General features: G+C 64.7%; 22 protein-coding genes and 1 tRNA gene. 3 read left to right on the top strand and 20 right to left on the bottom strand.

Going from position 1 to position 23,547, the window contains the following annotated elements:
• Positions 1-201 precede the first annotated feature (201 nt).
• The 18 genes from ISP20_RS14580 to ISP20_RS14665 all read right to left on the bottom strand — a co-directional run bounded on the left by ISP20_RS14580 (position 202) and on the right by ISP20_RS14665 (position 19,715).
• Positions 202-810 (bottom strand): class I SAM-dependent methyltransferase, encoded by a 609-nt coding sequence (locus ISP20_RS14580; protein ID WP_204636839.1) that lies wholly within the window; start codon positions 808-810, stop codon positions 202-204.
• Complete coding sequence (locus ISP20_RS14585; RefSeq protein ID WP_204636840.1) at positions 767-1,474, bottom strand: PIG-L deacetylase family protein; 708 nt, start codon at positions 1,472-1,474, stop codon at positions 767-769. The genes ISP20_RS14580 and ISP20_RS14585 overlap by 44 nt, the downstream gene beginning before the upstream one ends.
• Complete coding sequence (locus ISP20_RS14590) at positions 1,471-2,595, bottom strand: acyl-CoA dehydrogenase family protein (RefSeq protein WP_204636841.1); 1,125 nt, start codon at positions 2,593-2,595, stop codon at positions 1,471-1,473. The genes ISP20_RS14585 and ISP20_RS14590 overlap by 4 nt, the downstream gene beginning before the upstream one ends.
• Entirely contained in the window at positions 2,592-3,776 is a 1,185-nt protein-coding gene (locus ISP20_RS14595) for a glycosyltransferase family A protein (protein WP_204636842.1), read from the bottom strand. Before ISP20_RS14595 ends, ISP20_RS14590 begins: the two co-directional genes overlap by 4 nt.
• A gap of 157 nt (positions 3,777-3,933) precedes the next feature.
• Positions 3,934-6,039, bottom strand: a complete 2,106-nt coding sequence (locus ISP20_RS14600) for a catalase (protein ID WP_204636843.1) — start codon at positions 6,037-6,039, stop codon at positions 3,934-3,936.
• 125 nt (positions 6,040-6,164) lie between these two features.
• Positions 6,165-6,317 (bottom strand): DUF3309 family protein, encoded by a 153-nt coding sequence (locus ISP20_RS14605; RefSeq protein WP_204636844.1) that lies wholly within the window; start codon positions 6,315-6,317, stop codon positions 6,165-6,167.
• Between the two features lie 180 nt (positions 6,318-6,497).
• Positions 6,498-7,346, bottom strand: a complete 849-nt coding sequence (locus ISP20_RS14610; RefSeq protein ID WP_204636845.1) for a YihY/virulence factor BrkB family protein — start codon at positions 7,344-7,346, stop codon at positions 6,498-6,500.
• A gap of 81 nt (positions 7,347-7,427) precedes the next feature.
• A complete protein-coding gene (locus ISP20_RS14615) occupies positions 7,428-8,246 on the bottom strand; it encodes a hypothetical protein (RefSeq protein ID WP_204636846.1) in 819 nt (272 codons plus the stop codon).
• Positions 8,247-8,263: 17 nt separating this feature from the next.
• Positions 8,264-8,410: a hypothetical protein gene (locus ISP20_RS14620; protein ID WP_204636847.1), complete on the bottom strand. Its 147-nt coding sequence runs from the start codon at positions 8,408-8,410 to the stop codon at positions 8,264-8,266.
• A 1,211-nt stretch (positions 8,411-9,621) separates the two neighbouring features.
• A complete protein-coding gene (locus ISP20_RS14625; RefSeq protein WP_239535901.1) occupies positions 9,622-9,963 on the bottom strand; it encodes a ribonuclease E inhibitor RraB in 342 nt (113 codons plus the stop codon).
• A gap of 27 nt (positions 9,964-9,990) precedes the next feature.
• Positions 9,991-10,407 carry a VOC family protein gene (locus ISP20_RS14630; protein WP_204636848.1) on the bottom strand — a complete coding sequence of 139 codons (417 nt, stop codon included), beginning with the start codon at positions 10,405-10,407 and terminating at the stop codon, positions 9,991-9,993.
• Positions 10,408-10,446: 39 nt separating this feature from the next.
• Positions 10,447-10,797 (bottom strand): UBP-type zinc finger domain-containing protein, encoded by a 351-nt coding sequence (locus tag ISP20_RS14635; RefSeq protein WP_204636849.1) that lies wholly within the window; start codon positions 10,795-10,797, stop codon positions 10,447-10,449.
• Positions 10,798-10,850: 53 nt separating this feature from the next.
• Positions 10,851-11,318: a nuclear transport factor 2 family protein gene (locus ISP20_RS14640; protein WP_204636850.1), complete on the bottom strand. Its 468-nt coding sequence runs from the start codon at positions 11,316-11,318 to the stop codon at positions 10,851-10,853.
• 100 nt (positions 11,319-11,418) lie between these two features.
• Positions 11,419-12,735 carry a Xaa-Pro dipeptidase gene (locus tag ISP20_RS14645; protein WP_204636851.1) on the bottom strand — a complete coding sequence of 439 codons (1,317 nt, stop codon included), beginning with the start codon at positions 12,733-12,735 and terminating at the stop codon, positions 11,419-11,421.
• Between the two features lie 184 nt (positions 12,736-12,919).
• The gene (locus ISP20_RS14650) at positions 12,920-14,524 is read right to left on the bottom strand and encodes a S8 family serine peptidase (protein ID WP_204636852.1); all 1,605 of its coding nucleotides are present in this window, start codon (positions 14,522-14,524) and stop codon (positions 12,920-12,922) included.
• A 476-nt stretch (positions 14,525-15,000) separates the two neighbouring features.
• Complete coding sequence (locus tag ISP20_RS14655) at positions 15,001-15,393, bottom strand: GNAT family N-acetyltransferase (RefSeq protein ID WP_204636853.1); 393 nt, start codon at positions 15,391-15,393, stop codon at positions 15,001-15,003.
• A gap of 13 nt (positions 15,394-15,406) precedes the next feature.
• The gene (locus ISP20_RS14660; RefSeq protein WP_204636854.1) at positions 15,407-17,593 is read right to left on the bottom strand and encodes a penicillin acylase family protein; all 2,187 of its coding nucleotides are present in this window, start codon (positions 17,591-17,593) and stop codon (positions 15,407-15,409) included.
• A gap of 154 nt (positions 17,594-17,747) precedes the next feature.
• On the bottom strand, positions 17,748-19,715 hold the full coding sequence (locus ISP20_RS14665) for a M1 family metallopeptidase (protein ID WP_204636855.1): 1,968 nt from the start codon (positions 19,713-19,715) through the stop codon (positions 17,748-17,750).
• A 142-nt stretch (positions 19,716-19,857) separates the two neighbouring features.
• Here ISP20_RS14665 and queF point away from each other — a divergent pair, with 142 nt between their 5' ends.
• The 3 genes from queF to ISP20_RS14680 all read left to right on the top strand — a co-directional run bounded on the left by queF (position 19,858) and on the right by ISP20_RS14680 (position 21,845).
• Complete coding sequence (queF, locus tag ISP20_RS14670; protein ID WP_204636856.1) at positions 19,858-20,682, top strand: NADPH-dependent 7-cyano-7-deazaguanine reductase QueF; 825 nt, start codon at positions 19,858-19,860, stop codon at positions 20,680-20,682.
• Positions 20,683-20,829: 147 nt separating this feature from the next.
• Entirely contained in the window at positions 20,830-21,426 is a 597-nt protein-coding gene (locus tag ISP20_RS14675; RefSeq protein WP_204636857.1) for a hypothetical protein, read from the top strand.
• Positions 21,427-21,635: 209 nt separating this feature from the next.
• Positions 21,636-21,845 carry a CsbD family protein gene (locus tag ISP20_RS14680; protein WP_204636858.1) on the top strand — a complete coding sequence of 70 codons (210 nt, stop codon included), beginning with the start codon at positions 21,636-21,638 and terminating at the stop codon, positions 21,843-21,845.
• A 70-nt stretch (positions 21,846-21,915) separates the two neighbouring features.
• Here the strand turns inward: ISP20_RS14680 and ISP20_RS14685 are convergent, their stop codons facing one another.
• Together ISP20_RS14685 and ISP20_RS14690 are read right to left on the bottom strand one after the other, a co-directional pair.
• Positions 21,916-22,812, bottom strand: coding sequence for an MBL fold metallo-hydrolase (locus ISP20_RS14685; RefSeq protein WP_204636859.1), 897 nt, complete (start codon positions 22,810-22,812; stop codon positions 21,916-21,918).
• Between the two features lie 68 nt (positions 22,813-22,880).
• Positions 22,881-22,957: transfer RNA gene (locus tag ISP20_RS14690), tRNA-Arg, on the bottom strand.
• Positions 22,958-23,547: the final 590 nt, after the last annotated feature.

Below are 23,547 nucleotides of genomic sequence, written 5' to 3' on the forward strand. Positions count from 1 at the left end.
CGTGGCTGTCGCGCACAAGTGCGCTCCCACAGAAAGCACACAGGTTCCCGCGAGCAGCCGCCCCTCACCCCCGCCCCTGTAAGGGAGAGGGAGAAGTGCTGTGCATCGAAATTGCAGGCTGTTGTGTAGGAGCGCACCCTGTGCGCGACCATCCTACGGAGCAATACATTCCAGCATGGCGGTCGCACACAGGGTGCGCTCCTACAGGCAGCCTCCACCGGCAGCGACCCATCGCTCCAGCCGGTACTTCGGATGCCGCGTACGCAGGCACAACTCCGCCCGCATCAAGCTTTGGAACAACTCCGTCGCCCGGTCACCCGTCAGCGGATAATCCGTCTCCCCCGTCCAGTGCACCACCACGAACTCCGTCTTGGGCGTGATCACTTTCGACAGTCGATCCGCCAGGCGCACCAGTGCGGGAATGGAGAAGTAGTAAAGCACTTCCGACAACACCACCAGATCGAACGGCCCATGCCAGTCGCCATCGGGCAGATGCGCCTGCACGAAGTCCACGTTGGAGGCCTGACACAGTTCCCTCGCGCGCTGCAAAGCCATCGCGCTGGTATCGACCGCGGTCACGGCGTCGCAACGGCCAGCCAGCAGCCGCGTCAGCCCCCCGATGGAGCAGCCGAGTTCCAGCGCATGCCGGTAGTGCGGCTGCGCCAGCGCCTGCAGGGTCGCCTCATACTTGTCGCGCTCATAGGCGCTGGTAAGCACCGACCACGGATCGATGCGGCTGCTGTAGAGCCGCTCGAAGAACTCGTGGTCATACTGCGAGGCGGAGGAAAACTTCGGTGTCGGATTGGACATGACGCAATAACTCCTCGGGTATCTTGAAGCCGTCGACATCGAGCGAGCGACGGCCCTGTTGGCTGGCGTAGGCCTCGATCGCGGACGCCTTGATGGAACGCTGCGCCGTGATGTCGATCCGCAGGCCGTGCACCGCCCCGGGCTCATCGAGCAGCAGCCAGCTCCAGATCGGATAGGTCATCACTTCGACGCCGGGCAGGCCGCGCACGGATTCCTGCACCAGCGCGCAGGCGGCGCGGTGATCGCAGTGGGGATCGGTATCGGCGGTCACCACGATCAGGCAAGGGCTGCGCTCGGCTGCCAGGCAACGCAGCCAATGCGTCGCCCCCAGGCGTTGCTCGCCGCCCAGCGTGAGCAACCCGGTATCGGGCAGCCCCATGAAACTGAGATGGGCCGGACCAAGACCAAGGTGAGCGGCCGCGAGCATCGCCTCGCCACGCCGGATCGTGGCGATGTCGTGCGTGCTGTCGGGATGCGAACCCTCGCCGTTGGTCAGGAACACCACATGCCGCAGCAGATCGGATCGAGCCGCCCATGCCAGCAGGCCGCCACAACCCAGCGTCTCGTCGTCGGGATGGGGCGCGATGACGATCAGGCTGCGTTGCGCCAGCAGGCTCTCCGGCGTGCTCAGCGGCAGCTGTTGCATGGCTTGGGCGTAGGTCATGGACGCCTCGCCGACGCAAGCACGTGCTCGCCGACCTTGTCTCTCACGAGATCGGGCACCGGTTGCCGCAGATAGGTTTCCAGGTCGCGCACGATGCGTTCGATGGGATTGTCGCGACGAAACGCGGCCAGCCCCACCGAGCGATGCACCCGTTGGATCACCGCGAGCAGCTGTTGTTCCACCGCCAGCCGAGCCATGCGCACCGTGTGGGTGGCCTCTTCGCTCGCACCGTCGCCGTCAGCGGCGCGCCGGGCGCACTCGACCCACTGCGTGGCGGATTCAAGCGCAATCGCCACCTCCGCCATGCGTGCCCGCTGATGCGGATCGCCATCGCGCCCCGCACGCACCAGGGCTTGCGCCGCCAACTTCCCGAGCCGCTCGCCGGCACCCAGCTGCGCCGCGAGAAAACGCCAGGCGCCCGCGGTGAAGTGCGGCTCACGGTGATAGCTGTTGTCCTCACCGATGATCTCCACGGGATCGACGTGCGCGGCACGGTAATGAACCGGCAGCGTCACCGACGCACGCATGCCGTGCATCTCCCACTCGTCCTTCGCGCCCACCTGGTAGCCGCAGGACGGCCACACCATCACATAACCCAGGCGTTCATGCTGCGCCGTGACCAGAGGCCGATTGATCAGGCCCGCACCCGAGGCGTACGCCTTGCTTCCGTCGAGCACGAACGCCTGTTCCGCATCGGCGAGCGCCAGCGGACCGCCCGGATGCGGTGCATTCCACACCCCCAGCCAGCCGCCTTCGGCCACATAGCGGCACACGGCTTCGCGCTGTGCCGCGTCGCCATACGTCCATATCAGCTGGAACGCGTTGACGTGCCCCTCGTAGAGCCGCGCCAGCGAGAGATGCGATCCGCCGATGCGGCGCAACCAATCGCAAAGGCTGGCCGACGCCTGCGGCGACCAGCCAAATTCGGCGCCGCCAAGTGCGGCCGGCAATACCGCGGTGGCGGCGCCACAACGAACCAGATACTTGAGTGCATCCATCGGCGCGCTGTCGGTGCGATCGTCTTCCGCCGCCAGCTTATCGAGCGTGGCTTCGAGATCTGCGGGTATCGCGACGATCTGATCTCGTCGCCGCGCGGCCCGCTTCAACGGAATGGCGTTCATGGCATGGTCACGGCGGAAAGATCGCTGGACAGCGCGAACGGAATCCGCAGGCGTGCCAGCAACGACTCGCCACGCGCACACTGGGCAGCGAGCTGTGACGGTTTGATCGGCTGCCTGGCAAGCCGCGGCGACAAGCTTTCGATGGCGCGCCAGGCCACCCCGAAGCGACTCGCTTCCAGGGTTTCGGCAAGCAGGCCGGGAGTGATTCGAATCCGGCTGGACAGTGTTTCCAAATGCTCGCGGTGGCGATGCCCTGCGTGGAGTTCGCGCAACAACCGGCGGGTGCGCGCGCGAAAGTAGGCGCGGTCCAGCATTTCCAAACGCTCATCGCAAGGCGACTCGGGATCCAGTATCCGCTTGCGCATGGTGTCCGCCATGCCACCGCGGGCACGGCCGAACAGACGCCCTGAGGTCTGCACCTGCAGCGTCGTGTCATGCCGCACGCGGCCGTCATGCGCTTCGAGCGAGCGCACCAGCCATTTGTCCTCGCCGCAGGCTGGCCAGGACAAATCGCTCACGCGTCGCATTGCCGCCACGCTGATGGCGAGATTGGCGCCGCTGGCCTGGTAATGACGCGGCCAGGGATTGTGGGCCACCGGATCGAGCCATGCCTCGAGCGCATCGAGGCAGGCCTCATAGCGCTCTTCGCACATGCGCCGCTGCAGCAGCGAGCGCGGTATGTCCGCCATATCTTCCGGCAGAAGACGCGCGAGGCCGGCCACCGCATCGTAGCCCGCATGGATCAGCACGCTGTACGAGGCGATCCAATGCGGTGGCGGCAGGCTGTCCGCATCCGTGGTGAACACCGCAGCGTCGTCCGACGGCAGACAGCGACTGGCCAGATGCATCGCCACGCAGCGGGCGGCACCGGCATCGCAGCGCCCGGCAGGAAGTTCGGCCTCGATCACCATCAGCGGTGCGCAGGCGCGACGTCGCCCGCGTGCCACGACTTCGGCAAAGGTGTCGTCGCTGCTGTCGTTGACCAGCACCAGGACGCCGAAGGGTAGCGAGGTCTGCTGTCGTTCGAGTCCATCCAGGCAACGGCCGATGCGCCCCGCTTCGTTGCGTGCGGGGACGGCCACCACGCAGCGCAATGGCCGGCCTGCCCACGCGCCATTGCACCAGGAGCGGCGTGTCGTCACTCCTGCGGGAATCTGGCCAAGCGTGAATGGGACCGGCATGCGCGAACCTCGTTCTTCACGCCGCACCGAAGCGATGGATAGCGCGGCGGCGTGTACGAAATCCTGCGTGCCATGCAGTGAACGAGCTGTCGAACCGTCGAGAGTCAAAGGTGACGTGGGCGCCGCGATATCGGCGCCCAGCCCGGTGACCTTTGCATCACGCAAGCAGCCGCACCTTCGGCTCGCGATCCCATTGGCGTGTCTTGGCGGCCTTGATGAAGGCTTTGACGTCGCCCGCGTCGACCACGCCGGCGTCCTTGCCCACATTGCCCGCCTTGAGTACCTGCTGGCCTCCCGCATCGGCCGCAATCGCCTTGAGATGGCCAAACGCATCGCGCCCGAAATCCACCGCGGCACCGTTCCTGGCCAGCCGCTTGCCGGCTTCCTCCGAAAGCACGATGGCCACGGCGTCGAATACCGTCGAAGGCGTCCCGGCGAGCTGTCCATCCGCATTCACCCGCTTGCCGTCGCTCAGGGCGAGGCCGAGCCTTGGCGCTACCAGCTTGACCGTGGCACCCGCGTCCGTTGCCGCCTTGCGCAGCGCCTTGACCGCGGCGACGTCCGAGCCGTCATCGACCAGGATGCCGACGGCGCGTCCCTCCAGCGTGTCCTTCATCTTGCCGATGATCTGCAACGCGGGCGACGGCGGCATATCGATGGGCGCAACGGCCGCGGGCGGCGCCGGCGGCAGCGCGGCCAGCCCTAGGCCGTTGGCCACGCGCTGCGCGAGATCGGCGTCGATATGGCGAAGATGGCCCACGATGGCTTCGCGCACGTGCGCGGTGCCCACCTTGGACAACTCGAAGGTGAGCGAGGAGGCGATATGCGCCTGCTCCGGCTTGCTCTGGCTGCGGAAGAACAGCCGGGCCTGGCTGTAGTGATCGGCAAAGCTCTCCGCTCGGATGCGCCCCTTGGCACCGTCGTCCGCTGCCACCGTGGCGCTGCGAAAACCCTCGCGCACCTCGCGGGGCGAATCGGGCTGCAGCGAACTGGGTTCGTAGTTCACCCGTCCCTTCGGCACCTGCATCTGCATATGGCCATCGCGTTGCAGGTTCGCGTACGGACACTTGGGTGCGTTGATCGGGATCTGGTTGAAGTTGGGCGAGCCCAGGCGCGACAACTGCGTATCCAGATACGAGAACAGGCGTCCCTGCAGCAGCGGATCGTTCGAGAAGTCGATGCCCGGTGGTACGTTCGCGGGGCAATAGGCCACCTGCTCGGTCTCGGCGAAGAAGTTGTCCGGCCAGCGATCGAGCACCATGCGGCCGATCACCGTGAGCGGCACCAGTTCCTCGGGAATCAACTTGGTGGCATCGAGATGGTCGAACGGAAACTTCGCCGCGTCCTCTTCGGTAAACAACTGCACGGCCAGGTTCCATTCGGGGTAGTGGCCGCCTTCGATCGCCTCGAACAGGTCGCGCCGGTGGAAATCGTTGTCCGCCGCCTGCAGCTTCACCGCTTCGTCCCACACGGTGGACTGGATGCCCAGCTTGGGGCGCCAGTGGAACTTCGCGAAGGTGGATGTGCCATCGGCGTTCACCAGGCGGAAGCTGTGCACGCCGAAGCCTTCGATCATGCGCAGCGAGCGAGGGATCGTGCGATCGCTCATCGCCCACATGATCATGTGCATCGCCTCGGGCATCAGCGAAATGAAATCCCAGAACGTGTCGTGGGCGGAGCCGGCCTGCGGGAACGCGCGGTCGGGCTCCATCTTCACCGAATGGACCAGGTCGGGAAATTTCATCGCATCCTGGATGAAGAACACCGGGATGTTGTTGCCCACCAGATCCCAGTTGCCTTCCTTGGTATAGAACTTCACCGCGAAGCCGCGCACGTCGCGCGGCGTGTCCACCGAACCGGCACCGCCGGCGACAGTCGAGAAGCGCGTGAACACGGGCGTCTTCACGCCCACTTCGGTAAGGATCCTGGCTCTGGTATACGCCGCCAGCGACTTACTCAGCTCGAAATAGCCGTGCGCCGCCGTACCGCGCGCATGCACGATGCGTTCGGGAATGCGCTCATGATCGAAATGGGTGATCTTCTCGCGAAGAACGAAGTCTTCGAGCAACGTGGGACCGCGCGGCGATGCGCGCAGCGAGTTCTGGTTGTCCGATACGGGAATGCCCTGGTTGGTGGTCAATACCGGATGCTGGCCACCAGCGTGTTCATGCAGCTCATCGCCGGTACCGCGATCGGTTGCCGGTGGCTCGGCGGACGGAGGCGTTTTTTTTGCAGGGCTGGGCGCGGGCTTTTTCGAAGCCATGGTCTTACCTCCGGCGGAACTCGGCTGGATGCGAACGAGGAAACGAGCGCCCATGCTGGTCCGTGTCGCGTGAACCCGCTGTCGTGCTTGCGTTCGTCATTCGCACCCAGCCGCTGGTCTGCCGGTTAGATGCGACCCATCAACAACAGGATCAACAGAATCAGCAGGATGAGGCCCAGGCCACCGCTGGGGTAATAGCCCCAGCCACGGCTGTACGGCCAGGACGGCAATGCACCGATGACGAGCACAAGTACGATGATGAGAAGGATGAGTGACATGGTTGCTCCCGGGTGCCTGCGATGAAACGGAGTGCCTCGAGGCGCAGTGCGCCTGAGACCGCCAGATACTGCGCGGTGCAGGTTGTACGCGTTCAGATAACGGGCGTGTCAAATCCGCACACGCAAGATGTGTAGACGCGCCATGCGTTTGGTTAGCGCTTATCCAACAATTGCGTCGCCTTACTCGATGGGCACCGCGTGGGCGCTGGGTCGAATCGGCTTGCCGAATGCGTCGGCCAGGGCACGCGTCAACGACGCGCCGGTGAGCACCACCACGGCCGAGTAGTACGTCCAGGTGAGCAGCACCACCAACCCCGCCGCCGAACCGTAGGCACTGCCGACATTGGCGCGCAGCAGATAGAAGCCAATCGCGTACTTGCCGATCTGCAGCAACGTACCGGTGATGAAGGCGCCCAGCGTCACGTCGGACCAGTCGACCCGCGCATCCGGCAGCACCTTGTACATCGCGCAGAACGCGATGAAGAGCACCACGAAACCGCTGATGGAACCCAGCACGTTCCACACCGCGCCTTCTTCCGGGATCAGCGCGCGTATCAACGTGCCGATGATGAAGAAGATCACCAGCAGGAAGCCGATTCCCGCCAACAACGCCACCGCCCGTGCCCGCGCGCGCAGCCAGGCGCCGATCGCGGCGCCCGGCTCGGGCTTCACGCGCCACACCCGATTCAAGGTGCCCTGCAATTGCGCGAACACCGCCGTCGCGCTGAACAGCGTGATGCCCACACTCACGAAGCCGGCCACGCTGCCCGTCATCGGACGGTTGCGCACCGCGCCCAGCACATCATTGATCGCCGAGGCGGCTCGTTCGCCGGCGATGGTGGAGATCATCTGGGTAACGCCGCCGGCCCAATCCGGCCTCACGGCCGAGACGCTCCACACCAGCAACAACAGTAGCGGCGCCAGCGACAGCGCGGCGTAGAAGGACAGCGCGGCAGCCCGCGTCAGCAGCTCGTCGTCGCTGAACGCGTCGACCGTCGATTTAACGACCACGTAGATCTTGTTGTTCATGTCGCCGTCTTGAGCGCTTCAACCGATAAGCGGCAAACGGCAGCGCCATTGAGCGCTGCCGTTTGCATTTACCCGTGCAAGTCAGTCGCGATAGGGGCGACCTTCATAGCGGCGCAGGTGATAGACGCGATGAATCTGCCGTGCGCCGATCCAACCGCCGAGCGCGGCGGCGATCAGGCCCGCGATGCCGCTCAGCAACAGGCCCAGCATGCCGACGGCGGCGTAGTGCTTCACACGCTCGGCGTCGTTCTTGATCTGGTCGCTGGCCGCATTGACGACAGGAAGCCAGGTGGTGACCCGAGCGGTTGCAACGTCGGTAGGCATCTCGGTTTGCGCGATCAGGATGGCGCGCGCCGTGTCGGTGTGACCGGCCAACAGGGCGGCGATCAAGGCCTTTTCCGTCTGTCCATCCGGTCGGCTGTCGCGCTGTGTGGCCAGCGTGCGGTGCACATCGGTACGCAGTACCGCCAAGGGCTCGTTGCTGACTGCGGCCATTGCGCCGCCATCGTCATGCCCAGGCTTGTGCTGGTGGCTGAGCTGACCGAGGGTGAGCGCCAACCACAGCGCGCTGGTGGTAATCGCCACGCCCCACACGGTGACGCCATGCAGGCTGCCCATGGTTTCGTCCGCGCGCCCGTCGAACCAGCTCGCGAACAGGCCGCCGACGAACAGCGAGGCGGCCCAGGTAAGCACCATCCAGATGATCGTGCCGATGCCCACGCCCTTGGCAGCGGCCGGGACATTGTGCGGATCGAATGCGCTGAAACCGAGCGCGAGGCCGGCACCGTAAAGAACGATGGCGATGCCGGTCGCCACGAACCAGCCGGCAAAGACCGCACTCCAGCGCATCTGCGCAAACGGATCGCTTTCGATCGTACTGCTATAGGCAGTCGTAGCCATGAGGATTCTCCCTGTAGTCAGGCGCAGCCACGGACCAGTGCAATCAGGATCAGCACGGGAAGAGGAACACCAAGAATCCACAGCAACACGTAGCCGATGCCGCCCTTCTGCCGCTGGGCCGGCTCAGCCGATTCTTTGGCCTGTTGGTCGATGACGTCACTCATGGTTTGCTCCTGCAAGTCGACTGCGGACATGCCGCATGTGGGTCGACCATGCGACCGATTCCGTGGACAACGTGTGAGAAACGCGAGAGATCGATGTGGGGAGCTTGCTGCCAGTCATCCGCGCTTCCCATTCGGCGACCGCGTCGTGGATGAGGTGTGCGCAAGAAACGGATGGCTGCGATCTGTCGCACATGGGAGCCTGCGCTTCATCCACGGAGTCGCCCCATGCAACGTTTCGCTGCCTCGATCCTTGCTCTCGTTCTTGCAGGAAGCGCCCATGCCGACTGCGAGCTTCCCTTCGCACCGCCTGAAGTGCGGGCGACGGCGATGGCTTTTCATCATCGCGCGGATGAGCTCAGAAGCTCGCAGCATCGGGCTAGCCCCGAACGGTCGACGCGAGGTTCTACGGGACGACCTTCGCAGGCCTCACGGCCGATACCTCAAGGCACCAGTATCGCTGAGGACCTGAAGAGCGGCTTCGCTTCACATCGGCCTTAGCCATCTCTGCCAGCGAGCTGCGCTTGTCTGTGGGAGCGCGCTCGCGCGCGACTGCAGCGCCGTGGCGTTATCGCTTCGTAGGTTTGTCGCGCACAAGTGCGCTCCCACAAGAGATAACAGGTTAAAGCTAGATACCGCGACCTTGTGGGAGCGCGCTCGCGCGCGACTGCAGCGCCGTGGCGTTGCCGCTTCGTAGGTTTGTCGCGCACAAGTGCGCTCCCACAGTAGATCTGCAGCTCTGGCTCTCGGCTTCGGCTCTCGGCTTCGGCTCTCGGCTCTGGCTCTTGGCTTCGGCTCTTGGCTCTCAGGGGTCCCCGTATGACGCGGCGGGTGGGTGGAGGAAAGCCCGAAGGGTGGCCCGCAGGGATGCGGGCCAGTTTTTCGCCAGGGCAGGATGCCCTGTCGAAAAACCCCGCAACCCACCCGCGCACCTGGAGGGCGAAGCCCGGAAGGCGCGTCATCCGGGGGGCCCTTCTCTTTGGTTACTTTCTCTTGGGCAAGCAAGAGAAAGTGACCCGGCCTTCCCGAAAAGGGGACTAGCTTCGCGTCGCCGGCAGGAGGACGGAAGCCCGCCGCAGGCGAGCCAGGTCGCGGAATCGCAACAATCGAAGACCGACGAAACTGGATAACCAGCCTTCGGCTGCTGAAAAGCACCTCCAGCTTCCGCCGTGATGAAGAGCAACAGCCAACCTGCCCATCAAACAAAGCAGCAACTACTCCTGCACCTCACATCCCCACCCATCATTCTCACCACCAAACACCTCCGCCTCGCTACCCAGAAGCTCCTCGTAACCAGAGATGTTCTCGTGCGAAGGAACCATATAAGGATGCGCCTGCACCTGCCAAGGCAACCCATCACCCTCTTCGTACTCCGAGAACGAAACCTTCTGCCCGTTCTTCAACAGCAGCACGGCAAACTTCAGCGCCGCCTCTTCGGTAGGAAAGATCACCGAGAAATCGATCTCGCGCGGCACGCTCAGATCGTCGCCCTGCTCGGCCATCTGCCGCAGCACTTCGCCGTTCTCGTCGTCAGGAAAATTCGTGGATTCGTTCAAAGCGATTCTCCTGTTGTCCGGGGACACCTATACCGCAGCGTTGAAACGCAATTCCAGGCGCGTGCCGCCCGGCTCGCGCACGAAGCAGTGCTTGTTGCCGGCGTTGCCGACGGGTTCGGGCGCAAACTCCACCTCGATGCCGGGCCACGATGCCACATGCGTAAACAGCGCATCGAGCGCCTCTTCGGATGGCACGCGCAAGGCGAGGTGATGCAGACCGATATTCTTGCGCCGGTCGAACGCGACATGGCCATCCGTGCGATCGACCTGCCACAGGGTGAGGACCGAGGTGCCGTCGGAGACGAATACCGCGGGATAGCCCGGGTTTCCACCCACCACCTTCCAGCCCAGGCATTCGACGAAGAAGCGACGGGAAAGCTCGATGTCGCTCACGGTCAATCCCACGTGGTCGATGCCGCTGGTCAACGCGCTCGTGCTTGGCATGGTGTGGCTTCTTCAGTGGTGAGTGGGATGGCCGCACGCTCAGTGCAGCAGATCTTCCCAGTCGCGCGGCACCTTGCCATGCGGACCCGGCGTCGGCTGATCCAGCGGATGGAACAACGGCGGCTTCAACGCAGGTCCGTCGAACGCGCGCCTGCTGCGGTAGTCGTAGAACCAGGCGTCGTCCGGCTCGAAGTTGGCGATGACCGGATGGCCGGTCTCACGGAAATGCCTGGTCGCGTGCTGGCTCGGCGAACTGTCGCAGCAACCGATGTGGCCGCATTGCGCGCAGCGGCGAAGATGCAGCCACCACCCCCCGGCCTTGAGGCATTCCGCGCAGCCTTCGCCGCTGGGTTCGGCGTCGAGATCGATGCCTGACTCGGTGTCGTGCATGCGCCTATCCTCGCTCAGTGACCAACGCCGCATCGCAGCGGCGTCATCAAGACTCAGAAGCCCAGATCGCTCAGGCCCGGGTGATCATCGGGGCGCCGCCCGATCGGCCAATGATACTTGCGCTCCGATGCGTCGATGCGCTGATCGTTGATGGACGCATGCCGATGCGTCATCAAGCCGTTCGCGTCGAACTGCCAGTTCTCGTTGCCGTAGCTGCGATACCACTGGCCCGAGTCGTCGTGCCATTCATAGGCAAAGCGCACCGCGATGCGATTGCCTTCGAACGCCCACAGCTCCTTGATCAACCGATAGTCGAGCTCGCGGTTCCACTTGCGCGTGAGGAAGGCCTGGGCCTCCTCGCGACCATGCACGAACTCCGCGCGATTGCGCCAATAGGTATCGGGCGAGTAAGCCAACACGACCCTGGCGGGGTCGCGGGTGTTCCAGCCGTCCTCGGCCAGGCGCACCTTCTGCGCCGCCGTTTCGGCAGTGAACGGGGGAACCGGCTGACGGACTTCCATGGAGCACCTCAGGGATGGGTCTTGAGCAGAGCGCGAGCTTAGCGAGGGTAACATCCACGTCCCGCGAAGGCGGCGGCTCGGGCCGCCGCTTTCGGGGTGCTCAGCGCTTGATCTCGTTCTTCTCCACCGCGCCGCCCTTCATCACGAAGCCGACGTGTTCCAGTTGCGCAACATCCTTCATGGGGTCGCCGCTCACCGCCACCAGGTCGGCGTAGTAACCCGGTGCCACCTGGCCGACCTTGCCGGTCATGCCGAGCAGATCCGCGGCGTTCACGGTGGCCGCCTGGACGGCCTGCATGGGCGTCATGCCCCACTTGGTCATCACGGCGAACTGCTTGGCGTTCCAGCCGTGCGGGTACACGCCCGCGTCGGTGCCGAAGGCCATCTTCTCGCCGGCCTTCACGGCACGCTGGAAGTTCTCGCGCTGCAGGCGGCCCACCAGTTTTTCCTTCTCCACGGTGCTGGCCGGGAAGCCCTTCTTGGCATATTCGGCGAGGATGTAGTCGTCGTTGTAGACGTCGAAATCCAGGTAGGTGCCGTGCTGCTTGGCCAGCTTCAGGCCTTCCTCGTCGATCATGCTGCTGTGCTCGACCGAATCGACGCCCGCGCGGATGGCCATCTTGATCGCCTCGGCGCCGTGCGCATGCGCGGCCACCTTCTTGCCCCAGCGATGCGCCTCGTCGACCACGGCATTCATTTCTTCCTGCGAATACTGCGGCGCGCCGACCGATGCTTCCATGCTGAGCACGCCGGCGCTGGCCATGAACTTGATCACGTCGGCGCCGTGCTTCACGTTCTCGCGCACGCGGTGGCGGATGGCGTCGACACCGTCGGCCACGCCATCGATGTCGTGAAACGTGATCCAGGGCGAGAAGCCGGTGGTGCCGTCGGCGTGGCCGCCGGTGGCGCCCAGCGGCGGTCCGGAGACCAGCATGCGCGGGCCGGGAATGTCGCCGCGATCGATCGCATTGCGCAGCGCCACGTCGACGAAATCGTCGGCGCCCAGGTTGCGCACCGTGGTGAAGCCGGCGTCCAACGTGCGCTTGGCGTAGGTGGGCGAGAGGATGGCCGAATCGAACGAGCTGCGCTTGAGCATCGCCTCGTAGTAGTCGCCCTTCACTTCGGTCGGATCGCCGGTGAGATGCACGTGGCAATCGATCAGGCCGGGCAGCAGCGTGGCGCTGCCGAGGTCGATCACGTTGACGCCTGCCGGCACCTGTCCGTCGTAGCGAACTTCGGTGATGCGCTCGCCCTCGATGATCACCAGCGGGTTGTCGCGCACGGTGCCGTCCTTCACATCGACCAGATGGGCGGCGCGCACGGCGACACGCGCGGGCGGCGCTGCGTCATCGGCATGGACCTGGGCAACCGCGCCAAGACACAGTGCAACGGCGGCAAACAAGGGCGACAAACGCATGGGCATCTCCGTGGACAGATGGGGTCGGGAGGCATACCCGACACCGCGCCCTGCGCCACGGTCTTGCGATATCCCCCTTCCCCCACCTTACCGTAAAACCCGGACCGGTCATCCGTGACGAATGACCGATGCCAGGCGAATGGGAAAGCGGGACCGATGCGGGAGACATCGGTCCCGCGGTCGATCAGGGCTGGCTGCCGGCCGCCTGCACGGCGGCATAGGCGTTGACGATGCCCGAACCGATCGGCTTGCTGCCGCTGGGCGTCACGTGCGGCACGGTGGCCGAGGACTTCAGCAGCTGGGTCACCTTCGCGGGCGTCAGCAGGGTCTTGCCGAGCGAGAGGCGATAGCTCTGCATCAGCGCCACCACGCCCGCCACGTGCGGCGTGGCCTGCGAGGTGCCGGCCATGCCGCCATAGGTGGCCGTGGTCGGCGTGGTGGTACCCGCATTGATGGTGGACCAGATGAAGCCGGTGGTGGCCTGCGTGCCGCTCGAGGCGTCGTTCTTGTACACACCGCCACCGGGAGCAGCCAGCGTCACGATCGAGCCGTAGTTGGAATAGTACGCACGCGTGCTGGTGACGCCGGTGGCAGCCACCACCACGGCACCGGCGCAGCTGGCCGGCGAGAAGTTCGCGGCGTTGGCGTTGCTGTTGCCTGCCGCCACCACCACGCTGGCGCCGCGACCGATCGCCCCGGTGATCGCCTTGCCCAGCACGCTGCTCGACGGGCAGGTGCCCGATCCACCCAGGCTCAGGCTGAGCACCTTGGCCGGATGCGCATTGGCCGGCACGCCCGACACGCTACCGCCCGAGGCCCAGGTAATCGCATCGGCGATGTCGGCATTCGAACCGCCGCAATGCCCCAGCACGCGCACCGGCACCACCTGTGCGTTGAAGGCGGTACCCACCATGCCCGTGCTGTTGTTGGTGATCTCGCCACCCGCCGTGCCGAACACATGCGTGCCGTGCCAACTGCTCGCCTCGGCGGGCTGGCCCGAGCCGCACTGGTTCGCCGTGGTCCAGTCGCCGGTGTCCCAACCGCCGGATACGCGACCGTTGGTGGAGCGGCCCGAGACGGAGGCGCTGGTGATGAAGTCGTAACCCGCGTTGGCCAGCGAGAGATTCAGGTCAGGGTGATTGGTGACGCCGGTATCGAGGCTGGCGATCGTCACACCCGTGCCATCGGCCAGCGTCCATGCCTGCTGGATGTTGGCGGCGCCCCAGTTGGCGACGTTGGCGTTGAGCGTGTTGTCGAAGAAGCTCGCGCCGCTGGGCGCCAGGTAATCCCACTGGTAGCCCGCGTAGTACTGATCGTTCGGCACGGTGAAGGTGGCCGCGCCCTGCGGACGAATGCCGTCGACGCGCTTGAGCAGGTACTCCGGTTCCACGAAGGAAACCGCGGGATCGGCAGCGATCTGCCTGATCAGCGTCGCCGCCTCGCTCGCCGACAGCGCGCGGTCGGTGTGCACCAGATCCGCACCGGTGGCCAGCCTGCGCTCGTATCGCACCGTGAGTGCACGCGGCGCGGCGAGCGTGCCTGCGCTCAGCTTTGCGCGCGACACCGCCACGCCCACGTTCTGCACCGCCATCGCCGCGTTGCTGCGTTCGGTGCTGCCATCCTTGTACGTGATGATGAAACCGCTATAGCTCTGATCGTTCTGCAATGGACTTACATCGAAGTTGGCCGACGGCGGCGGCGACGTGCCGAACTCGGCGGCGGACGCCGAAGCGGACAATGCCATCAACAGGGAAACCACCAGCCAACGCTTGTGAGTATGACGTTCCATTTCGAACTCCCCATGCAGGTTAGGTCGAAGTGATCCCGTGACGTCCTGTCGGAATCCCACCGTGCCGGCGCCTCGATGCGTCGAGCCTTCGACGTAGATGTTTACCGCGACTGCGGGAGTCCTCCATGGCCCACCGCGAAGACAAATCGAACCCGCGCCGCGCATGGCGCAGCGAATCGACGAAACAGGAAACCCCAAAAATCCGACGCAGACGCTCATCGCGCCGACGGCAAGCAAGGCCGCCAGCCACGCAGGTCACTCATGAAATGGCGCGCGTTCGTTCTCCCCTCGCGCCGCCACGCCGCACGAATCCGCGACCCTGCCATTGATCCATGGCATCGGTGAAGGAATCGCAAATAATTGCCTTCATCGCCCCGGGCAGGCATCGCTTATGTGAGCAAGCTCACATAACAGTGCGTGTAGGCGTTCTGCTTGCGATCTGGCATCGCAAGCTCTTGAGGCGGATGAGCTGCCGCTCAGCTTCCGCGGCGGCACCGCTCCATCGCCACCAGCGAAGGCTCGAAACCCAGCGCGGCGAAAAATTCGGCCGCACCATCGCGCCCGGCGCGAAGGACCCAGGTGATATCCGCACCGCCGCGCGTGACGTGCTCCACCAGCCCGCGTCCAACGCCTTGCCGTCGATGCCCGGATGCCACCACCACCATCGACAGATAACCGTTGGACAGTTCGTCCGTGATGCCGCGGGCAAATCCGATCACCGTGCCGTCGTCGACGCAGACGGCCGTGCGCTGGGACTGTTGCAGCAGCTGCGCAAACCGCTGCGCATCCTGCACGCGATGCGCCCAGCCGTTGGCGGCGAGAAACAGGCGGATCGGCTCGGCGTCTTCGGGCAATGCGTCTCGAATCATGGATAACTCTCTCTTACTCGCCCGGATGGTAGCTGCGCTCGACATGCGCCTTCAGATCCTCCGGCCAGAAATACACCGTGCGCAGATTGCCGGTGGTATAGCGCTCGGCTTCGTCGTTGAAGTGCGGCGAATCCGCATGCCCGCTTTCGCCGCCTGCGGTGATGGCGCGTGCGCGCACCTTGTCGCCGAACTCCACCACGGCGACAAAACTGTTGCCGCTGGTGCCGTAGTAGCGACGCGTGCCCGGCCAGCGATGCGCACCGAACGAGGCGAGCGAACCCCAACGCGATGAGGTGAACGGCACCGGGATGCTCGGCTTGCTGTCGTCGAACGGCTGCTGGATGTCGCCGTTGATGCGCTGGTAGCGATTGACCTCGCCCCACGGCACGCCCCAGCTGCCGAAGTCCTTCTCCAGGCGATGGGTCGCTTCGGCCAATGCCTCGATCCGCGCTTGCGGACCGGCGCGCTCGGCCATGATGTCGTAGACGGAGAGACCCTCGGACACGTCGGACTTGTCGACTTCGTCCCACAGCGCATCGCCCCAGAACACCGCCAGCGACGTAGGCATGGACGTGATGCCCCAGCGATAGTCCCAACCACGCAGCAAGGCGACCGGTCCGGCGAGTCTCTTCTTCAGTGCATCGTTCGCGGGCAGCGCGTCGTAGTCCTTCAGCAGGATCGGAATCTGCCGCGCAAACGCCGGCAGGTACGAATCGAATGCCGCGGTGATCAACGAGGACACGGTGAATTCGCGCTTGTCCGTGAGCACCATGGTGGCGTGGATGCCGCGCGGATTCTCGCCCACGCTATCCATGTAACGCGGATAGTTCTCGCGCTTGGGACTGTCCGGACCGGCCGCCGAATACGGCCAGTTGTTGGTGTTCATGATCCAGCCGTTGGCGGGATTGAGCAGGTGCGGTGCGGCATCCAACGGCAACAGGCCCTGCCAGTCGGTGGCGGGGTCGCTGCCGTCCACGGGCTTGGTGTAGTCGAAGCGATTGTCGCGCTTGGGGATGAATTGCGGATGCAGGTATGCGATCTCGCCTTTGTCATCGGCAAAGATGGTGTTGTTCGACGAGTTGGCCTTCAGCTCGGCGATCTTCATGAAGCTGGCAAAGTCGGTCGCCTTGGTGCGCAGCCAGCTTTGTTCCAGCGCTTCCAGCGGCTTGTTCATCAGCGCGGTGGCGATCCACTTGCCACCCTCTTCGCGCACGATCGGGCCGTGATGCGTGGCGTAGGTGGTGAAGCGGCGCTCGGCCATCGATCCATCCGACTGCCGGTAACGCACGGTGATCGGCTTCGTGCTTACCGCGCGCACGTCCTTGCCGTAGCGATAACCGAGCTTGTTGCCGTCGTGCACGATGGTTTCGGCAAACTCGTCGACCACGTCGGCGGTGGTCGAGGTATGCATGAAGCCGATGTGCCTGTTGAAACCCTGGTAGATGAAGAACTGGCCCCAGGTCACTGCACCGTAGACATCCAGTCCCGCATCGCTCGACATCTGCAGCTCCGAACGGAAGAAGAACGAGGTGTGCGGATTGATCAGCAACAGCGCATGGCCATCGGCGGTGAGTTTCGGTGCGATGGCGATGCCGTTGGAACCGGTGGGCTCTGCCCAGCTCGACGGCGTGTCGACGAAAGCGACGGTATCGGTGGACTTTCCGTAGAACGCCTGCAGCTCCTTCAACGAGACACGTTCGATGTCGCCGCCGATGCTGCCCTCGCTGAAACTCAACGCCATCCACGGCTCGAAATGCGCGATCACGCGCGGATGCACCGCGGGATGCGTCGCGAGGTAGTAGTTGAGGCCGTCGGCCCAGGCGTTCATCAATTCACGCAACCAGGCGGGACTCTTCGCGTACTGCTGCTTCAGCTCGGCCGGGTCGATCCACAGCTGCTGGCGAAGATCGGACCAGATCGCCTGCTCACCCTCGGCCTGGGCCAGCCAGCCCAGCGAATTGAGGTAGTTCGTCTCGATGCGGTTGAAGTCGTCTTCGGCCTGGGTATAGGCCATGCCGAACACCGCATCGGCGTCCGTCTTGCCGTGCACGTGCGCGATGCCCCAGTCGTCGCGGGTGACGGTGACGGCGTTGGCTTCCGCTTTCCAGCGAGAGGCATCGGCAGGCGCCGAGTGCGCACTGCCGATGTAGCCGAGTGCGAGAAGTACAGTGATCGAAAGCGAGCGTTTGGCGATGGTCATGGTTTCGGTGCCTTGGTGTCGTCTCGATCAACAGTTCCCTTCCTACAGCGTCATCCCGGCGTACGCCGGGATCCAGTAGCGGGGCCCTTATGGAGTCTCACGCTACTGGATTCCGGCGTCCGCCGGAATGACGAGCTAGGAAGGCACGCCGCTACTACGGCATCGCAAAGCTGTTATTCCCACGATCCGCATCCGGCAGCTTGTGCTCCGGATCCAGCGTGAGCTTCGCGATCTTCTTGCTCGTATGCAGCGCCAGCTTCGGCGTCGCGCTCTGCCGCCATGCCTCCACCGGCACGCGCACGTCCTCATGGCTGCCGTCGGCGTAATCGATGCGCAGCGTGGCCGGCATCACCAGCTTCTGCTTGCTGGCAAACGTCACCTGCGCGCCCTTGGCCGGATCGTTGTCGACATAACTGGCCGCGCTGATGCCCATGTCCAGCTGCCAGTTGTTGAGGTACCAGCCGCGCCACCACCACGACAGATCCTCGCCGGCCTCGCTGCTCATGAAGCGGAAGAAATCCGACGGCGTGGGATGGTGATAGGCCCAGGTGGCGATGTACTTGCGGAAAGCCGGATCGAAACGCTCCGGTCCGAGGATCTGCTCGCGCAACAGCACCAGGCCCAGCGCACCCTTGAAGTAGCTCACCGGGTGGCGGTACTTCTCCGCAACCGAATCGGCCGGCGCCATCAGCGTCGGCGCATTGGCATCGGCCAGCAGCGGCAGGATCTCGTCGACCGGGTTGCCACCCTTGGGCGCGTATTCGCTGTCGCGCTTGGGCGCGAACTCGCCCTTGTTGAACGCGTCCGAGGCATACACGTCGATGAAGGTGTTGAAGCCTTCGTCCATGAACGCATTGCGGCGCTCGTTGGAGCCCACCACCATCGGGAACCAGGTGTGGCCGATTTCGTGCGCGGTGATCCAGAACAGCATCGGACCCTTGTCGTCGTAGCCGTCGAACACGATGCCCGGGTATTCCATGCCCGCGCCATGGCCGCCGAGATTCACCGCCACCGGCCACGGATACGGATACCACTTCGACGAGAAGTGCTCGATCGCGCCCTTCACGTATTCGCTCGAACGATCCCACTTGTCCTTGCCCACGCCCTCCACCGGATACACCGACATGGCGAGCGCATGCTTGCCTTCGGGCAGGTTGATGCGCGCGGCGTCCCACACGAAGGCGGGCGACGCGGCGAAGGCGATGTCGCGCGTGTGCTCCATATGGAAGCGCCAGGTCTGCGTGCCGCTCTGCTTGGGACGGCTGGCGGGATCGTTCACTTCCTGCGGCGAACGGATCATCACCGTGCGGTCGCTCTGCGCCGCCTGCGCCAGGCGCTTCTGCTGGGTGGCGGTCAGCACCTCGCTGGCGTTGGTGAGCGCGCCGGAACCGGCAACGAGGTAATTCCACGGCACGGTGACGGCGTAATCGATATCGCCGTATTCCAGGTAGAACTCCGAGCCGAGATAAGGCTGCGTGTCCCAACCGCGCAGGTCGTCATAGACGGCCATACGCGGGAACCACTGCGCGATCTCGTAGATGTCGCCGTTCTTGGTCGGCGTCACCGCCGTGCGGCCGCCCCAGGTGCCCGGCACCGTGTAGTGGTAGCGGATGCGCAGCTTCGCCTGCTTGCCGCTACCGGCCAGCGCCTGCGCCAGGTCCACCCGCAGGCGTGTGTCGTCGATGAGGAAATGCACGGGCTTTCCGTCCACTTCCACCGCGTCGATCTGATAGCCATCGGTGAAATCGTTGCGTGCGCGCGGCGAGCTGAGCGAACCGCGCGAGTCGCGCCGATAGATGTTCTGGTCCAGCTGCACCCACAGCACGTCCAGCGCGTCGGGACTGTGATTGGTGTAGGTGATGGTTTCATCGCCCCGCAGCGTGTGCGTGGCCGGGTCGATCTCGGCCTGGATCGCATAGTCCACGCGGTTCTGCCAGAACAGCGGCCCCGGCTTGCCGGCGCCATCGCGGAAGGCATTGGCCGCGTCGGGCAGGGAAAGCGGCGCGAACAGCGCCTGGGGATCGAACGCGGCATCGGCGCCATCGGCGAAAACGGGACCGCACAGCACGCCGGCGGCAAGCAGGCCCGCCGCAACGGCGCAGCCCAGGACGAGTTTCTTCATCGGATGGTTTCCTCAAGGCTCCCCTCAACCCGACAATATAGGCAGTGGGGCTCCAGATGAACCGGGTCAGTGGTCATGGGCGAAGGCGCAGCTTCGTGCGAAGCGGACCGGGGCCGCGTCCGCGAGGCGGTACAATGGCGTCATGAGTACCCCAGAACATTCCCCGCTCGGCAAGACCACCGTCTACGCCGACCGCTACGACGCCTCCCTGCTGTTCCCCATCCCGCGCCAGGCCAAGCGTGACGAGATCGGCGTGACCGGGCCCCTGCCGTTCCACGGCGAGGACGTGTGGAACGCCTATGAGCTGTCCTGGCTGGATGGGCGCGGCAAGCCGGTGGTGGCACTGGCGGAATTCCGCGTGCCGGCCGGTTCGCCCAATATCATCGAGTCCAAGTCGTTCAAGCTCTATCTCAACGGCTTTTCGCAGGAACGCGTGACCGACCGGGCCGCGCTGATCGCCACCCTGACGCGCGACCTCTCCGCCGCTGCCGGTGCCCCCATCGACGTGACGCTGACCGATGCGCAGGCACGCGGTCATGCCGTCACCGATCTCGATGGCACGCTGGTCGACGACTTGGCCATCGATATCGACGACTACGGTCCGCCGCAGGCGGATTATCTGGTGGCCGACACCAGCCAGCCCGTCGTCGAGGAAGCGCTGGTCTCCAACCTGCTGCGATCCAATTGCCCGGTGACCGGCCAGCCGGATTGGGGCAGCGTGCAGATCCGCTATCGCGGCGCACCGATCGATCAGGCCGGCTTGTTGCGTTATCTGGTCTCCTTCCGCAACCACAACGAATTCCATGAGCAGTGCGTGGAACGCATCTTCGTGGACGTGATGCAGCGCTGCCGGCCCGAGCATCTCAGCGTGTATGCGCGCTACACGCGTCGCGGTGGCCTGGACATCAATCCCTATCGCAGCAGCGGCACCGAGCGGCCGGACAATCCACGCGGCGCGCGCCAGTAAGAGGCATCGTCGTTAAGGCGGCGTCGACGCACGGATATGCGGTAATCGCAGCTTCAGACCCTGCGGGCTAGCCTTGTGCAGAACAGGCGCCCGGCACCGCTTGCATGGCGGCCGGGCGCCTGTCCGCCACCAGCCATGGGGTCAGTCATGAATATCCAGCCACGTAAAACGGCTTTGTACTGCGCGACCCTTGCCGGACTGCTTGTGCTGAGCGCGTGCGGCAAGAACCACGAAGCCTCCAACACCACGCCCACGTCGCCGGCTACCAGCGCCCCGGCACCGGCCGCACCGGCGCCGCCGTCCACCGCGCCGATCAGCCCGCCGCAGAGCGCCCCATCGCCCACCAGCACCGCGCCGGCGCCCGTGCAGACCACCGCCAAATCCGCCAGCGTGGCCACCGGGGGCGAGATCAAGATTGCCGCCGTCACCATCGGCAGCCAGGTGGATGCGGCGCACGCCATCAGCAAGGAACAGCGCAAGTTCGCGCCCGAGGAAAAGGCCATCTACGCCAGCGTGGCGACCATCGGCACCACCGACAACGCCACCTTGAACGCCAAGTGGAGTTATCTCGACGGCAAGGACGAACCGTTCAGCAGCACCAGCGAGTCCATCGCCACCGACGGTCCGGCCATCACCACCTTCAAGGTGCAGAATCCGAACGCCTGGCCCACGGGCAAATACAAGGTGGTCATTTCGCTCAACGGCAAGCAGGTGGCGTCCGAAGATTTCGAAGTGCGCAGCTGATCCGCCACTGCCAGGGTCTCGGGAAAAAGGCGCCTCCGATGGCGCCTTTTTTCGTTGAGACGGCATGAGCGCCGTCTCAGTGAGCGACATACGCGCGTGAATCCCCGCCACTTTCGACAACAACCTCGGGACGCGCACTTAACCCGGCTGCTGCTCGAATCGATGTCGCCAATGCAGATGGCACCTACCGACATCCAACGAGGTCAGTCATGAACCAGGACACCATTCAGGGGAATTGGAAGCAGCTCAGCGGCCAGATCAAGCAGCAGTGGGGCAAGCTCACCGATGACGATCTGAAGATTGCCGAAGGCAACGCCGAGTACCTTTCGGGCAAGCTGCAGGAGCGCTACGGCATCGCGCGCGACGAAGCGGACAAGCAGGTGAAGGCGTTCGAGAAGCAGCTTCGCCAGACCCACTGATAGCCAATTCGATGCATCAGCGGCACGCCTTCTCCCAAGAGAGGGCGTGCCGTTTCGCATCCGGCGACGACTACAGCGTGTCGAGCGGGATCTTCAGGTAGCGCGTGCCGTTCTCCTCGGCCAGCGGAAACTGTCCGGCCCGCATGTTCACCTGCACGGATGGCAACAGCAGGCGCGGCATGGACAGCGTTGCATCGCGGGTGCTGCGCATGTGCACGAAGGCGTCTTCGTCCGTCCCCTCGCGCACGTGGATGTTCGAACGCCGCTCGTCGCCCACGGTGGTTTCATGCACGAAGACGTCGCGATCGGCCGTCTTGTAGTCGTGGCAGAGAAATATCCGGGTTTCGTCGGGCAAGGCAAAAATGCGCTGGATCGAGCGGTATAGCGTTCGTGCATCGCCGCCGGGGAAATCGCAGCGGGCCGTGCCGTAGTCAGGCATGAAGAGCGTATCGCCCACGAACGCGGCATCGCCGATCAGGTGCGTCATGCAGGCCGGCGTATGTCCCGGTGTGTGCATGGCCACGGCGTCGATGGTGCCGACGCGATAGCGCTCGCCATCCTTGAACAGATGATCGAACTGGCTGCCGTCGCGCGCAAAATCCGCACCGGCATTGAAGACCCTGCCGAACGTCTCCTGCACATCGCGAATATGCTCGCCGATCGCCAGCGTACCGCCCAGCTTGGACTGCACGTACGGCGCGGCCGAAAGATGGTCGGCATGCACATGGGTATCGATGACCCACTGCACTTCCAGCGACTGCGCCTTGACGAAGTCGATCAGCGCGTCCGCCGAATCGCGACGCGTGCGACCGGATACGGCGTCATAGTCGAGCACGCTATCGATCACCGCCGCCTTGCCCGTCGCCGAATCCCACACGACATAGCTGAAGGTGTTGGTGGATTCGTCGAAGAAGGCCTTTACGTCAGGTCGCTGCACGGCGAACGTCTCGGATCGGGGAGCATTCATTGGAACGCATGCACCGCCGCAGCGCTACTCGCCAGTCGCCATAGTCGATCGGCATAACGAAGGGGAGATGGCGCGCCCGGAGGGATTCGAACCCCCGACCAATGGCTTCGGAAGCCACTACTCTATCCGGCTGAGCTACGGGCGCATTGAGCGTCGACGCGGCCTGGGACCGGGGGTCTGGACGCGGCGATGGCGCAGTATAGCGGAGTTGGGAGCGGGAGCCCATGTGGGTGGGCTCGCTTTGTCATTCCGACTTAGATAGCGAGTAAGGCGGCGCTGAGGAGTGCCCCTATAGCGGGGATGTATCGCTCTGTCGGCTTGTCGCGCACAAGTGCGCTCCCACAAATGGCCCCCGATGCACCGCACTTCTCCTCTCCCCGGCGGGGAGAGGGCCGGGGTGAGGGGCGGGTGCTCGCGGGAACGTCTGCGCTGTTCTGTAGGAGCGCACCCTGTGCGCGACCGCCACGCTGGGATGTATCGCTCCGTAGGATGGTCGCGCACAGGGTGCGCTCCTACAGTAGATCCACAGCTCTCGGCTCCGGCTCCGGCTCTTGGCTCTTGGCTCTTGGCTCTTGGCTCTTGGCTCTTGGCTCTTGGCTCTTGGCTCTTGGCTCTTGGCTCTTGGCTCTTGGCTCTTGGCTCTTGGCTCTTGGCTCTTGGCTCTTGGCTCTTGGCTCTTGGCTCTCAGGGGTCCCCGTATGACGCGGCGGGTGGGTGGAGGAAAGCCCGAAGGGT

This window comes from Dyella kyungheensis, assembly GCF_016905005.1.
Taxonomy (GTDB): domain Bacteria; phylum Pseudomonadota; class Gammaproteobacteria; order Xanthomonadales; family Rhodanobacteraceae; genus Dyella; species Dyella kyungheensis.

Excerpts from the sequence above, each read along its gene's own strand:
- ISP20_RS14665 (WP_204636855.1), bottom strand. The coding sequence starts at position 19,715 with ATGAAGAAACTCGTCCTGGGCTGCGCCGTTGCGGCGGGCCTGCTTGCC.
- ISP20_RS14605 (WP_204636844.1), bottom strand. The coding sequence starts at position 6,317 with ATGTCACTCATCCTTCTCATCATCGTACTTGTGCTCGTCATCGGTGCA.
- ISP20_RS14655 (WP_204636853.1), bottom strand. The coding sequence starts at position 15,393 with ATGATTCGAGACGCATTGCCCGAAGACGCCGAGCCGATCCGCCTGTTT.
- ISP20_RS14585 (WP_204636840.1), bottom strand. The coding sequence starts at position 1,474 with ATGACCTACGCCCAAGCCATGCAACAGCTGCCGCTGAGCACGCCGGAG.
- ISP20_RS14630 (WP_204636848.1), bottom strand. The coding sequence starts at position 10,407 with ATGCCAAGCACGAGCGCGTTGACCAGCGGCATCGACCACGTGGGATTG.
- ISP20_RS14590 (WP_204636841.1), bottom strand. The coding sequence starts at position 2,595 with ATGAACGCCATTCCGTTGAAGCGGGCCGCGCGGCGACGAGATCAGATC.
- ISP20_RS14660 (WP_204636854.1), bottom strand. The coding sequence starts at position 17,593 with ATGACCATCGCCAAACGCTCGCTTTCGATCACTGTACTTCTCGCACTC.
- ISP20_RS14610 (WP_204636845.1), bottom strand. The coding sequence starts at position 7,346 with ATGAACAACAAGATCTACGTGGTCGTTAAATCGACGGTCGACGCGTTC.
- ISP20_RS14580 (WP_204636839.1), bottom strand. The coding sequence starts at position 810 with ATGTCCAATCCGACACCGAAGTTTTCCTCCGCCTCGCAGTATGACCAC.
- ISP20_RS14620 (WP_204636847.1), bottom strand. The coding sequence starts at position 8,410 with ATGAGTGACGTCATCGACCAACAGGCCAAAGAATCGGCTGAGCCGGCC.
- ISP20_RS14600 (WP_204636843.1), bottom strand. The coding sequence starts at position 6,039 with ATGGCTTCGAAAAAGCCCGCGCCCAGCCCTGCAAAAAAAACGCCTCCG.
- ISP20_RS14650 (WP_204636852.1), bottom strand. The coding sequence starts at position 14,524 with ATGGAACGTCATACTCACAAGCGTTGGCTGGTGGTTTCCCTGTTGATG.
- ISP20_RS14685 (WP_204636859.1), bottom strand. The coding sequence starts at position 22,812 with ATGAATGCTCCCCGATCCGAGACGTTCGCCGTGCAGCGACCTGACGTA.
- ISP20_RS14680 (WP_204636858.1), top strand. The coding sequence starts at position 21,636 with ATGAACCAGGACACCATTCAGGGGAATTGGAAGCAGCTCAGCGGCCAG.
- ISP20_RS14595 (WP_204636842.1), bottom strand. The coding sequence starts at position 3,776 with ATGCCGGTCCCATTCACGCTTGGCCAGATTCCCGCAGGAGTGACGACA.
- ISP20_RS14635 (WP_204636849.1), bottom strand. The coding sequence starts at position 10,797 with ATGCACGACACCGAGTCAGGCATCGATCTCGACGCCGAACCCAGCGGC.
- ISP20_RS14675 (WP_204636857.1), top strand. The coding sequence starts at position 20,830 with ATGAATATCCAGCCACGTAAAACGGCTTTGTACTGCGCGACCCTTGCC.
- queF (WP_204636856.1), top strand. The coding sequence starts at position 19,858 with ATGAGTACCCCAGAACATTCCCCGCTCGGCAAGACCACCGTCTACGCC.
- ISP20_RS14640 (WP_204636850.1), bottom strand. The coding sequence starts at position 11,318 with ATGGAAGTCCGTCAGCCGGTTCCCCCGTTCACTGCCGAAACGGCGGCG.
- ISP20_RS14645 (WP_204636851.1), bottom strand. The coding sequence starts at position 12,735 with ATGCGTTTGTCGCCCTTGTTTGCCGCCGTTGCACTGTGTCTTGGCGCG.
- ISP20_RS14615 (WP_204636846.1), bottom strand. The coding sequence starts at position 8,246 with ATGGCTACGACTGCCTATAGCAGTACGATCGAAAGCGATCCGTTTGCG.